13 protein-coding genes and 1 pseudogene are annotated in these 11,852 nt (G+C 53.9%); 7 read left to right on the top strand and 7 right to left on the bottom strand.

Annotated features, from left to right (window positions below):
* Positions 1-18 precede the first annotated feature (18 nt).
* Positions 19-1,185 (bottom strand): porin OmpC, encoded by a 1,167-nt coding sequence (gene ompC, locus IM313_RS04545; RefSeq protein ID WP_047367847.1) that lies wholly within the window; start codon positions 1,183-1,185, stop codon positions 19-21.
* Positions 1,186-1,470: 285 nt separating this feature from the next.
* Between ompC and IM313_RS04540 the strand changes: the two genes are divergently transcribed.
* The 3 genes from IM313_RS04540 (at position 1,471) to IM313_RS04530 (ending at position 4,121) form a co-directional block, all read left to right on the top strand.
* A complete protein-coding gene (locus IM313_RS04540) occupies positions 1,471-2,172 on the top strand; it encodes a phosphohydrolase (RefSeq protein WP_136486887.1) in 702 nt (233 codons plus the stop codon).
* A gap of 61 nt (positions 2,173-2,233) precedes the next feature.
* Positions 2,234-3,649: a DNA cytosine methyltransferase gene (locus tag IM313_RS04535; RefSeq protein ID WP_370528568.1), complete on the top strand. Its 1,416-nt coding sequence runs from the start codon at positions 2,234-2,236 to the stop codon at positions 3,647-3,649.
* The gene (locus IM313_RS04530) at positions 3,630-4,121 is read left to right on the top strand and encodes a very short patch repair endonuclease (protein WP_048959268.1); all 492 of its coding nucleotides are present in this window, start codon (positions 3,630-3,632) and stop codon (positions 4,119-4,121) included. The genes IM313_RS04535 and IM313_RS04530 overlap by 20 nt, the downstream gene beginning before the upstream one ends.
* Here the strand turns inward: IM313_RS04530 and yedA are convergent.
* Complete coding sequence (gene yedA, locus IM313_RS04525; RefSeq protein ID WP_028013712.1) at positions 4,093-5,007, bottom strand: drug/metabolite exporter YedA; 915 nt, start codon at positions 5,005-5,007, stop codon at positions 4,093-4,095. The two genes, IM313_RS04530 and yedA, sit on opposite strands and share 29 nt — an antisense overlap.
* A gap of 175 nt (positions 5,008-5,182) precedes the next feature.
* On the opposite strand from yedA, the gene IM313_RS04520 reads away from it, so the two are divergent.
* From IM313_RS04520 to dgcQ, 3 genes are all read left to right on the top strand, one after another.
* A complete protein-coding gene (locus IM313_RS04520; RefSeq protein ID WP_169804339.1) occupies positions 5,183-6,097 on the top strand; it encodes a DUF808 domain-containing protein in 915 nt (304 codons plus the stop codon).
* 78 nt (positions 6,098-6,175) lie between these two features.
* Positions 6,176-6,358: a YodC family protein gene (locus tag IM313_RS04515; protein WP_028013710.1), complete on the top strand. Its 183-nt coding sequence runs from the start codon at positions 6,176-6,178 to the stop codon at positions 6,356-6,358.
* A 73-nt stretch (positions 6,359-6,431) separates the two neighbouring features.
* The gene (gene dgcQ, locus IM313_RS04510; protein WP_192971744.1) at positions 6,432-8,132 is read left to right on the top strand and encodes a cellulose biosynthesis regulator diguanylate cyclase DgcQ; all 1,701 of its coding nucleotides are present in this window, start codon (positions 6,432-6,434) and stop codon (positions 8,130-8,132) included.
* Here dgcQ and IM313_RS04505 read toward each other — a convergent pair.
* Positions 8,117-8,917, bottom strand: coding sequence for a mannosyl-3-phosphoglycerate phosphatase-related protein (locus IM313_RS04505; RefSeq protein WP_192971745.1), 801 nt, complete (start codon positions 8,915-8,917; stop codon positions 8,117-8,119). The genes dgcQ and IM313_RS04505 overlap by 16 nt on opposite strands.
* Before the next feature lie 300 nt (positions 8,918-9,217).
* Entirely contained in the window at positions 9,218-9,445 is a 228-nt protein-coding gene (gene yodD, locus IM313_RS04500; protein WP_028013707.1) for a YodD family peroxide/acid resistance protein, read from the bottom strand.
* 128 nt (positions 9,446-9,573) lie between these two features.
* Between yodD and dsrB the strand changes: the two genes are divergently transcribed.
* Positions 9,574-9,762, top strand: a complete 189-nt coding sequence (gene dsrB, locus IM313_RS04495) for a protein DsrB (RefSeq protein ID WP_013097741.1) — start codon at positions 9,574-9,576, stop codon at positions 9,760-9,762.
* Positions 9,763-9,864: 102 nt separating this feature from the next.
* Here dsrB and rcsA read toward each other — a convergent pair whose 3' ends face one another.
* From rcsA to fliQ, 3 genes and pseudogenes are all read right to left on the bottom strand, one after another.
* Entirely contained in the window at positions 9,865-10,488 is a 624-nt protein-coding gene (gene rcsA / locus IM313_RS04490; protein WP_013097740.1) for a transcriptional regulator RcsA, read from the bottom strand.
* A 287-nt stretch (positions 10,489-10,775) separates the two neighbouring features.
* Positions 10,776-11,568 (bottom strand): annotated as a pseudogene (gene fliR, locus IM313_RS04485) (flagellar biosynthetic protein FliR); the annotation flags it as partial.
* Positions 11,569-11,575: 7 nt separating this feature from the next.
* Positions 11,576-11,845, bottom strand: a complete 270-nt coding sequence (fliQ, locus tag IM313_RS04480; protein WP_003859587.1) for a flagellar biosynthesis protein FliQ — start codon at positions 11,843-11,845, stop codon at positions 11,576-11,578.
* Positions 11,846-11,852 lie beyond the last annotated feature (7 nt).

Below are 11,852 nucleotides of genomic sequence, written 5' to 3'. Positions count from 1 at the left end.
CTTTAGTATTTTCAGGGATCAGAACTGGTAGATCATGCCGATGCCAACAATGTCATCGGTTGCAATACCGTTGTCATTGTAGAAGGCGTCATCTTCGTCCAGCAGGTTGATTTTATAATCAACGTAGGTGGAGAAGTTCTTGTTGAAGTTGTAGGTCATGCCCAGGTCGATGTAGTTAACCAGATCCTGGTCTACATAGTCATAGCCATTGCGTGGGTGATAATCGTTACCGCCCAGATCGATGCCTTTGGAATAGACCCACGCCAGGGATGGACGCAGACCGAAGTCAAACTGGTATTGCGCTACGGCTTCAAAGTTCTGCGTTTTGTTGGCGATGCCGTCGCTGCCGTACGGCGTCATGTTGCGGGTTTCCGCGTACATCATCGCCAGGTAGACGCCTTGAGCATCATATTTTGCGCCAACGGTCCATGCGTCTGCACGGTCACCGCCTGCGTATTTGCTGAAGCGGTTATAGTTGCCCGCGCCATAAGCAACCTGATCGTTGGTACGGTCAGAGGAAGAATACGCCGCACCCAGCGTCAGGCCGAAGTCGAAGTCATAGGTGGTAGACATACCGAAGCCGTCGCCGTTCTGGAAGCGTACGTCGTCGTGACCGTTTTTGGTGCCTTCCTGATCTTCGTTAGCGTTTGCGCCTTCGTTAGCACCCTGATACTGCAGCGCGAAGTTCAGGCCATCAACCAGACCGAAGAAATCATTATTACGGTAGGTCGCAACACCGTTGGTACGGCCAACCATATAGTTGTCAGTCCAGGTGTAGGAATCGCCACCAAATACCGGCAGCATATCGGTCCAGGCTTCAACGTCATACACGACGCCGTAATTACGGCCATAATCAAATGAACCGTATTCGCCATATTTCAGGCCCGCATAGGCCAGACGGTTGAAAGAGGTATCCCCGGCGTCTTCGGTATCATTTGCGTAGGTTTTATATTCCCACTGACCGTAACCGACCAGATCGCGGGTAATCTGTGTTTCGCCTTTGAAACCAATCTGCACGTAGGTTTCGTCGCCGTCGTCGCCCGCGTTGTCGGAGAAGGTATGACGAGCGTCAACCTTGCCGTACAGGTCAACTTTATTGCCGTCTTTGTTATACATTTCAGCCGCGTTTGCCGCGCCAGCCATTAATAATGCGGGTACAAGAATTGCCAGAACTTTTCTTTTCATTATATATTCCCTTTAAAGATAATTTATATGAATATATGTAATCACCCTCCGTAATTACGTGTCTGATACTATTCTATGGCTCGTGAATTTGGTTCAAAAATAAATGTAATTAAACCAGTGAAAATATTACAAAATATTTCCAAAAATCTCTTTATTTTTCAAATGAATTAATCGCTTGAAAGTATTGCGGGTAATTATTATTAAGTATTTCGGGGTTCTATTTTTTAATTTATTTTATTTAGCTATGTTATAATTCAGTGCCCATTTTCGTAACAGGAAAGGATGATGGAACTCATACAGTGGCAGCAGCGCTTTGAATCCTGGCTTGATGAACATCACGCGACCGATGACACCGCGCACGATATTTCACACTTCCGTCGCGTCTGGCTGACGGCGCAGAAAATCATGGTTCATCACCACGTCGACCCGCTGACGATCCTGACCGCCTGCTATTTTCACGACATCGTTAGCCTGCCGAAAAATCATCCTGAACGCAGCCAGTCGTCGCGTCTGGCTGCGCGCAGAACGCGGGACATTCTGCACCGCGATTTCCCTGACTTCCCGTCCGATCGCTATGCCGCCGTGGAGCACGCCATCGAGGCGCACAGTTTTAGCGCCGGCCTGACGCCGTCCACGATTGAGGCCAAAATTGTCCAGGATGCAGATCGTCTGGAGGCGCTGGGGGCGATTGGCCTGGCGCGCGTGTTTGCCGTGTCAGGTGCGCTGGGAGTACCGCTTTTTAACGCGGACGATCCGTTTGCCGACGCGCGCCCGCTTGATGACCGGGCGTTTGCGCTCGATCATTTTCAGACCAAGCTGCTGCGCTTGCCTGATACAATGCAAACCGACGTCGGGCGCGAGCTCGCGCAGCACAACGCCGATTTTCTGATTCAGTTTATGGCGAAACTCAGTGCTGAATTACAGGGCGACTGCATCGGGCTGGATAGCCAGATTCAACACCGCTTCCGTCGCAGTTTGCGAAAGTGAACTGTGGTAATCTGTTTCCAGTCTTTATTGCCCGGTTAAAAGAATGCAGGAAAATCGATCAGTGACAGAGCCCGCGCCTGAGCAGGCTGAGAAGTCAACGGCAACGGTGCAGGCATTACTGCGCCAGCTGCTGGATATTTATGACGCTAAAACGCTGGCAAACCAGCTGGTGGCGCACGGCGAGAGCCACTGGAGCCCGGCCATCCTTAAGCGACTGCTGACCAGCGATCGGGCAGGGCGCCGCCTGAGCGAAAGCGAGTTTCGTTTTCTGCAAGATCTGCTTCCGCGGCCGTCTGCCGCGCACCCGAACTATGCCTTCCGCTTTATCGATCTGTTTGCCGGCATCGGTGGCATCCGGCACGGCTTTGAAGCTATCGGCGGTCAGTGCGTGTTTACCAGCGAGTGGAACAAACATGCGGTACGCACCTATAAAGCGAACTGGTACTGCGATCCGCATGAACATCATTTCAACGCCGATATCCGCGACGTTACCCTGAGCCATAAAAGCGGCGTCACGGATGAACAAGCCGCCGAGCACATTCGCCAGACGATTCCGGCGCATGACGTGCTGCTGGCGGGCTTCCCGTGTCAGCCTTTCTCGCTGGCCGGTGTCTCCAAAAAGAATGCCCTCGGGCGTGCCCACGGTTTTGCCTGCGATACGCAGGGAACGCTGTTTTTCGATGTGGCCCGAATCATTGACGCCCGTCGCCCGGCCATATTCGTGCTGGAAAACGTCAAGAACTTAAAGAGCCATGACGGTGGAAAGACCTTCCGCATTATCATGCAAACGCTGGACGAGCTGGGCTATGACGTGGCTGATTCCGAGGACATGGGCGCGGATGACCCGAAAATTATCGACGGGAAACATTTCCTGCCCCAGCATCGCGAACGCATTGTGCTCGTCGGTTTCCGCCGCGATCTCAATCTGAAGGGGGATTTCACCCTGCGGGATATTCCCTCCTTATACCCCGAGCGTCGTCCAACTATTGCCGACCTGCTGGAGCCGGTGGTCGACGCGAAATTTATCCTTACCCCGATCCTGTGGAAATACCTCTACCGCTATGCCAAAAAGCATCAGGCCAAAGGCAACGGCTTCGGGTTTGGCATGGTGAACCCAAACGATCCGCACAGCGTGACCCGCACGCTGTCCGCTCGCTACTATAAAGACGGCGCGGAAATCCTGATCGACAGAGGCTGGGATAAAGCGCTGGGCGAGAAAGATTTCGACGATCCGCAAAACCAGCGTCACCGTCCGCGGCGCCTCACGCCGCGGGAGTGCGCCCGGCTGATGGGCTTTGAAACGCCACAGGGCTACCGTTTCCGCATTCCGGTTTCGGACACTCAGGCTTACCGTCAGTTTGGTAACTCGGTGGTGGTGCCCGCGTTCGCGGCGGTGGCAAAACTGCTGGCCCCGCGCATCAGACAGGCGGTGGCGCTCCGCCTGGGTGAGGCCGTCAATGACGGACGTTCACGATAAGGCCACGCGGAGCAAAAACATGCGTGCCATCGGCACGCGTGACACCGCGATTGAAAAGCGTCTGGCCGGGCTTCTGACGCAGGCGGGCTTCGACTTTCGCGTGCAGGATCCCGCACTTGCGGGTCGCCCGGATTTCGTCATTGACGCGTATCGGTGCATTATCTTCACCCACGGCTGTTTCTGGCATCATCACGACTGCTACCTGTTTAAAGTCCCGGCGACGCGCACCGATTTCTGGCTGGAAAAGATTGGCAAGAACGTTGAGCGAGATGCGCGGGATCTCGCCACGCTTGTCGCGCAGGGCTGGAGAGTGCTGATCGTCTGGGAATGTGCGCTGAAAGGGCGGTTAAAGCTGAACGATGCCGATCTGAGCGAACGGCTGGAAGAGTGGATCTGCGGCGGCGGCCAGGCCGCGCAGATCGACACCCAGGGGATCCACGCGCTTACGGTTTCTCCACCTCGCAAGGCGTAACCACGGGCTTTGCCGGCAGCAAATATTTGCCTAAGGTCACCAGCACGACGGCAAAAACAATCACCCCTAAAGCTAACCACTCAACCGGAGAGAGCGTTTCACCGCCAAGCCCGGTGCCAAGCAGCACGGCCACGACCGGGTTGACGTAGGCATAGCTGGTGGCGACCGCCGGCGAGACGTTACGGATCAGGAACATATAGGCGTTGATGGCGATGATTGAGCCAAACAGCGCCAGATAGCCTACCGCCAGGAAGCCCGACAACGGCGGCAGGGTCGTCAGCTCCTCTCCCGTAAGGGCTGAGGCTAGCAGCAGCACGATCCCAGCCGCAAGCATCTCTATTGCCCCCGCCATCATGCCGGTCGGCAGTTCGATACGCGAACCGTATACGGAACCAAACGCCCAGCTCATCGAGCCGATAAGGATAATCACTGCGCCCCACGGATTCCCGCTCAGGTTACCGCCGCTGTTAAGCAGAATGATGCCGGCAAGGCCGATGCCAATCCCCAGCCACTCCAGCTTGCGGGTGCGGATGCCGAAAAGACGGCTGAAGCAGAGGGTAAACAGCGGTACGGTGGCAACGACCACGGCGGCGATCCCAGACGGTACGTTCTGGTGCTCGGCAATGGTCACAAAGCCATTCCCGACCGCCAGCAGCAGCAGGCCAATCAGGGCGGCGTTCAGCATTGGGCGAAGCGGTGGAAGCTTATGTCCGCGCAGCAGCAGGAAGGCCAGCAGCAGCACACCCGCCGAGAGGAAGCGAATGCCCGCCATCATCAGCGGCGGCCAGCTTTCCACGCCGATGCGAATGACAAAATAGGTTGAACCCCAGATGATATACAGCGAAAAAAGTGCCCCGATAAGCGGAAGCAGTTGCCGGAAACGCATAATCCCTCACGACGAAATAAAAAGGTCGCTGATAGTAAACGCGAAAACTATCGCGCTGGCGAGCCCTTTAATTGTGTAGTTGATGTGAATTTTTTGTTGACGAAAGCTGCCTGTTTCCGCGATTGCGCTTTTGCTCCATACTATTCACTTAATTACCAAAAAAAGAAGGATCACCATTTTGGCAGGAAGTAGCTTATTAACATTGCTGGATGATATTGCCACCTTACTGGATGATATTTCCGTGATGGGGAAACTGGCGGCGAAGAAAACCGCAGGGGTGCTGGGGGACGATCTCTCGCTTAACGCCCAACAGGTGAGCGGGGTACGGGCTAACCGTGAGCTGCCTGTGGTGTGGGGTGTGGCAAAAGGCTCGTTTCTGAACAAAGTGATCCTGGTGCCGCTGGCGCTGCTGATCAGCGCATTCATCCCCTGGGCCATCACGCCGCTGCTGATGATTGGCGGGGCATTCTTGTGCTTCGAAGGCGTGGAGAAGGTCCTGCACTCTTTGAGCTCTCGCAAGCAGAAGGATACCCCGGAGGCGCGCCAGCAGCGCCTTGAAGCGCTTGCCGCGCAGGATCCGAAAGTTTTCGAGCGCGATAAAATCAAAGGCGCCATTCGCACCGACTTTATTCTGTCGGCTGAAATTGTCGCCATTACGCTGGGCATCGTCTCCGATGCGCCGCTGCTGAATCAGGTGTTGATCCTCTCCGGGATCGCCATTCTGGTCACGGTGGGCGTTTACGGCCTGGTCGGACTGATCGTGAAGCTGGATGATATCGGCTACTGGCTGGAGGAGAAATCCAGCGCGGTGGCTAAAGGCATCGGCAAAGGCTTACTGACGCTGGCGCCGTGGCTGATGAAGAGCTTGTCCGTGGTGGGGACCCTGGCGATGTTCCTCGTGGGCGGCGGCATTGTGGTCCACGGCATTGCGCCGCTGCACCATGCCATCGAACATTTCGCCTCGGCGCAGGGGAGCGTGGTGGCAGCGATTCTGCCCACGCTGCTTAATCTGGTGCTGGGCTTTATCGTTGGCGCTATCGTGGTGGCGGCGGTGAAACTGATCGAAAAAATGCGCGGTACGGCGCACTAATTGTTACCCGTCGCAGGGTGCAAAAAGACCATTCCTCGTCTAAATTGAAACAGTTTCACCCTGATACAGGAGGCAGGTATGGTCTTTTTGGTCAGTGATGAAGTTAAGCCTAAGAAGGGCGGCCCGCGCATGATTGTCACCGGGTATTCCAGCGGAATGGTGGAATGTCGGTGGCATGATGGCTACAGCATTAAGCAGGAAGCCTTTCGTGAAGATGAGCTTCAGCCGGGTGACGGCCAGCGCAAGCACGATCAGGCTTAATCACATAACGCCCGGCTTTGCCGGGCGTTTTTAACTGAAGTACCGGGTGTAAGGTAGTAATCAGGGAGTGTGTGTGCAGCGCGATACCTTTGTTGTAAGACGATCTTTTCTGCAATGGCTGCATAAGCGTAGCAATCCGGGTTTGATTGTTAACCTCTGTTTTATCACTGTTCTGGTATTTTCAACCCTCCTGACCTGGCGTGAAGTGGTGGTCCTCGAAGAGGCGTATATCTCCAGCCAGCGCAACCACCTGGAAACCGTGGCCAGCTCGCTGGACAGGCAGCTGCAGTACAGCGTGGATAAAATGCTGTTATTTCGCCAGAGCATGCGCGATGCGCTACAGACGCCGCTGGCCTTCAATGTTTTGCACGATGCAGTATCGCACTTTAACGCATTACGCATGCGTCCCACCTGGCAGCTCCTCGTTGACAGAAATCGCACACTTCCGATTAACGGCGTCTCGGATGCGTTTGTTGAAAAAACGTCGATTCTGAACCGGGACGCTGAACGCATCAGCAATGAAATTTCAGCCGCGCTTGAAGTGGGTTATCTGCTCAGGCTGGCGACGTCGAGCAGGCATAGTGAATCGCGGGTGATCTACGTTTCACGCGCCGGGTTTTATCTTTCGACGGACACGCTAACAGAGGCGAGCGATATTATCCCCCGCTATTATCACCTGGTCACGCAGTCCTGGTTTACCCAGCAGTCGGAACGTAACAATCGCTCCCGCGCGGTGCGCTGGTTTATCTCCACGCCGTCATCCTGGACCGGTGACGAGCGAACGATCACTGCCAGCGTCCCCATCTATTTCAATCGCTACTGGTATGGTGTGGTGGCGATGGATTTTTCGCTGAATACGATGCAACGCCTGCTGGCAGAGGCGACGGACGACCGTACGGAGGGGGAGTATCAGCTGTACGACTCCCGGCTCAATATGATTGCCACCTCTGAAAAGACAGATAAACAGGTGAACCATTTCGATGAACGCGAACTCGCGCAGATAGCGCAGGCGATCGAGCACGATACTGGTGGTGGCATCCGCCTCGGCAGCCGTTTCATCAGCTGGCAGCGGCTCGATCATTTTGATGGCCTGGTTTTGCGTGTCCATACTCTGCAGGAAGGGGTACAGGGCGACTTCGGCAGCATCAGTATCGTACTGGCATTACTGTGGGCGCTCTTTACCGCGATGCTGCTGATTTCGTGGCTGGTGATCCGCCGGATGGTCAGCAATATGTATACGCTGCAGCACTCGCTCAAGTGGCAGGCCTGGCACGACCCGCTAACCCGCCTGAATAATCGCGGCGCGCTGTTCGAACGCGCGAAACTGCTGGCGAAGAAGTGTCATCAACAGTCGCTGCCGTTCTCGGTCATTCAGTTAGACCTCGACCATTTTAAAAGCGTCAACGATCGGTTCGGTCACCAGGCCGGTGATAAGGTGCTTTCCCACTCGGCAGGGCTGATTTCCAGCGCATTGCGTAAAAACGACGTGGCAGGACGCGTGGGCGGGGAAGAGTTTTGTATCGTCCTGCCGGGGCTCGGTCTTGAGGAGGCGAGAGGCGTCGCGGAGCGTATTCGCTGCCGAATCAACAGCAAGGAGATTCTGGTGAAGAAGAGTACGACCCTGCGCATCAGCGCGTCACTCGGCGTCAGCAGCGCCCGGGAAAACGAAAATTACGATTTCGAACAACTGCAGTCCGTGGCGGATGCCCGGTTATATAAAGCTAAACAGGACGGACGTAACCGGGTTGTCTGGCACGATCATGACAAAAAGTGATCCAGCCCCTCCTGCCAACCGAGCGGTCCCGCCTGCCGGGTGTGATAAACCCGGCGGGGGTTATCGTCCCGTAACGTAATACCCTGGCGGTTTATCCCCTTAATCACCACCGCGAAGTCCACGCTGTCCAGCAGCGGCGCGTCGTTCGGCCCATCGCCGAGCCCCAGGGTCGTGGGTTCAATATTTTCCCGTTCACGGTACTGCGCGATTAGCCAGTTAGCCGCAACGTCCTTACCGCAGCCGGCATCGAGAATATGCCAGAAACGGGCACCCTGCAGGCATTTCAGCCCGCGTTGCGCCAGCGCCGCTTCAAACCGGGCCATGGCTTCGTCGGAATCACGCCAGATGAGCGTGACGGAGGCGTCATGCTTGCGGGCAAGCGCCGCCCGGTAGCGGGTCACCCCCGTCCATTCGCTAATGACGCGTTCGTCCACGTCGTCAAAGGTGGTGAATTTGAAGCCCGCCTGCTTTCGGATTTGCTCAATAAGCGGACGAATCTCCCGGTGCGTCATACCGTTGATGTGGCGCTGACCCATTTCCCAGCGCACGTCAGGCTGAATCACCGCGCCGTTCTCAGCGATAAACGGTAACCCTTCCAGACCCAGATCCTGCTGAATATCCAGCATCTCTGCCGCGCTCTTGCTGCTGCAAAGAATCACCGGCACCTGGTTGTCCTGCAGTTTATCCAGCCACGGCATTGCGGGCTGCCACTCATAGGTATGAATATCCAGCAGCGACCCATCCAGATCGGAAAAAATCAGCAGGGGACCCCGGAGTGAAAGCATATTAACTCCCGAAAACGAATGAGCCTTAATCTAAGAATATTCCTAAAAAATATCTGGGCTTAAACCGGATTGAGGAGAACCGATCCAGCCAAACCCGCATTCGGCGCATGTTGTTGCTCATAACCAAAACGATTATGTTAAAAATATTATATTCATCGTAAGAATATATGCTTGTCATGCAAAATCGTTGGGGATAGTGTTGTTTGTACATCAGATTTCCTGGTGTAACGAATTTTCAAGTGCTTCTTGCATAAGCAAGTTTTGATCCCGGCCATCCCCATGACCGGGATTTTTTTCGTGCTAACGATTTGCTTCAGACACGCTAAAGTCATGAATATCCAGCTCGAAGGCCTCCGCCAGCTCGCGGTAGGTGTGATAATCCCTCCCGTTAACAATGACGTGGTCCGAACCATCGTTTGTGCGGCGGACTTCTGACTCACTGATCTCATTGATGGCGGCCAGCAGGGCATCGACATCCACCTCGACCTCGCGTTTGATGGTGTCGCTGTACTCTTTATCGGTCTTCATTACGGGGCTCCTCATTAAACCGTGTCCACGGTAAGTATAGACTGTGTATAAAAACGCCATTCACGCCGTGCGGCGATGTGTGTTTTTGCGTTTTGTTCTACACTGGCTCAAAACCAGAGGAGGAATGTATGAAGGTCAACGATCGGGTAACCGTTAAAACGGACGGTGGGCCGCGCCGCCCGGGGGTGGTGCTGGCAATTGAAGAGTTTAGTGAAGGCACAATGTACCTGGTCTCACTGGAAGACTACCCGCTCGGCATCTGGTTTTTTAACGAACTGGGGCATCCGGACGGCATTTTTGTTGAGAAAGCGGAGTAGTACGGCGTCGGGTGGCATTGCGCGTGCCCGACCACGTCCGCAAAAGCAAAAATCTCTGGCCAGGCCAGAGATCAAAGGTAGGGTGCAGAGGGGTTTAAGCCACTAACGCATGTTGACGAAAATCCCGTTCGTCACATTATCGGTCAGACGTACCACGTGATAGATCACTTGCTTATTATGCGTTTTAATTTTCCTTTTAATATTTCCTTTGTGTGACGAAACGGTTTTCGCTTTAATATTCATCTGGTCAGAGATCTGAATAGTCCCTTGTCCAGCCATCCACATTCGCAGCATACTTGATTCAGTCCTGCTTAATGAAAGGGTGGGTAAGTTAACCGCTCCTACATTTTTAACTTCTTTATTCAAATAATCACCCAGAATGTCATCCAGCGACTCGGGTTTAATCGACTTAGAACTGATCAATAAATTTTTACGGACCAACAAATACTCATCGAAATGGATATTCGCGATCGCCATAAAAACAATAAACAGGGTTTTTGGATGCTGATTAATGATTTGCTTAATGTGCTGACTGTTGGCTGGATCGTGAATGAAACAGTCCTCATTAATAAACACCACGCCTGGTTTGAGTTCGTCACAAGCGGCTGCGAGTTCTTCAACGGTGTGTGCATCGTTGATGTCTCTCTTTCTTACCCCTCTGCTTGCCAGGTACCCGGTTAACCCTAGCCGGGTGTAGCTGCATAAATCCATAATGATCGTTGACATGGCATACCCTCACTCAATGCGTAACGATAATTCACCATCTGCCTGAGAGCTCAAAACAGCCATACGGGATGGAAAAAAATAATAAACCTGTGAGCATGACAAAGACTTTCAGGCGGACTCACTATCCCGTAAAGTTACGTATAATTTGCCAGGAATCTTCTTAAAGTAAAGTAAATATTAAGTATTGTGAGGTGGTTAGAAACATTTAAACCGCGTCAGATATATCCTGGAAGATGTTTTTCGCGTTTTATTTTAGGAATATCCTCAGAAAGACAATAGCAACCGTGAGGACTATTATTTACGTGGCAATTCGCTGACAATATCCGCTAACAGATTGAATATCTCGCCGAATAAATGTTCACAGAAGGGGGCGATAAGTGGCATCAGTAATGACATTAATAAAATTCCGACCGTCAACGTTAGCGGAAAACCAATCACAAACACCGAGAGCTGCGGTGCCATTCTGTTCAGTAAACCTAATGCCAGGTTGACGGTGAGCAGCAGCGTGATGATCGGCAGAGCCAACATCAGACCGTTGAGGAAGATCAGCCCCGCCGCGCGGGTCAGCGCGAGGAAGGCATTGCTGTTGACCGGGTTATCACCGATCGGCAGCGTATGGAAAGTATCCACCAGCATGGAGATGAGCCACAGATGACCGTTGAGCGACAGAAACAGCAGCATGGCGAGCAGATCGATGATGCGCGCCAGCACCGGCATGTTGAGATGGCTGCCGGGATCGACAAACGTGGCGAAAGATAGCCCCATCTGCAGGCCAATCAACTCACCGGCCGTGCGCACGGCGGCGAAGGCGAGCTGCATGGTAAAGCCCACGGCGACGCCAATCATCACCTGCTGTAAAGCGACCCATACCGCGTTAGCCGAGAAGATGGGAATATTCACGGGTGGCAGGGAAGGGGCGACGATAATGGTGATGATAATGCCCAGCCCCACCTTAACGCGCTTGGGGATCGATTTCTCGCTGAGAATGGGGGCGGTGGAGATCAGCGCCAGAATGCGCAGCATCGGCCAGAAATAGACGCCGAGCCACTGAACCCACTGGTCGCTGGTGAAGTGCAGCATCGTCAGGTCAGCCGATGATGTACGGCAGATTGGTAAACAGGTTGCGCATATAGTCCAGCAGCAGGTTCAGCATCCACGGTCCGGCCACGATAATCGCCACGAACACGGCGATGATTTTCGGGATAAACGACAGCGTCATTTCGTTAATCTGCGTGGCGGCCTGAAGAATACTGATAATCAGGCCGGTAACCAGCGCGACAAGCAGCAGCGGCGCGGCAACGGCAATCGCGACTTTCATCGCTTCCGTGCCCATCATCATGACCGATTCGGGTGTCATTGCCGTT

Origin of the sequence: Enterobacter cloacae complex sp. P2B (assembly GCF_014895985.1) — a bacterium.
Taxonomy (GTDB): Bacteria; Pseudomonadota; Gammaproteobacteria; order Enterobacterales; family Enterobacteriaceae; genus Enterobacter; species Enterobacter bugandensis.
Note: the sequence above shows the minus strand (reverse complement) of the source record. Positions and strands in the feature narration are given on the sequence as shown.

Coding starts and splice junctions, on each gene's coding strand:
- yedA (WP_028013712.1), bottom strand. CDS start 5,007: ATGCGTTTCCGGCAACTGCTTCCGCTTATCGGGGCACTTTTTTCGCTG.
- fliQ (WP_003859587.1), bottom strand. CDS start 11,845: ATGACACCCGAATCGGTCATGATGATGGGCACGGAAGCGATGAAAGTC.
- dsrB (WP_013097741.1), top strand. CDS start 9,574: ATGAAGGTCAACGATCGGGTAACCGTTAAAACGGACGGTGGGCCGCGC.
- IM313_RS04530 (WP_048959268.1), top strand. CDS start 3,630: ATGACGGACGTTCACGATAAGGCCACGCGGAGCAAAAACATGCGTGCC.
- yodD (WP_028013707.1), bottom strand. CDS start 9,445: ATGAAGACCGATAAAGAGTACAGCGACACCATCAAACGCGAGGTCGAG.
- rcsA (WP_013097740.1), bottom strand. CDS start 10,488: ATGTCAACGATCATTATGGATTTATGCAGCTACACCCGGCTAGGGTTA.
- IM313_RS04540 (WP_136486887.1), top strand. CDS start 1,471: ATGGAACTCATACAGTGGCAGCAGCGCTTTGAATCCTGGCTTGATGAA.
- IM313_RS04515 (WP_028013710.1), top strand. CDS start 6,176: ATGGTCTTTTTGGTCAGTGATGAAGTTAAGCCTAAGAAGGGCGGCCCG.
- ompC (WP_047367847.1), bottom strand. CDS start 1,185: ATGAAAAGAAAAGTTCTGGCAATTCTTGTACCCGCATTATTAATGGCT.
- IM313_RS04505 (WP_192971745.1), bottom strand. CDS start 8,917: ATGCTTTCACTCCGGGGTCCCCTGCTGATTTTTTCCGATCTGGATGGG.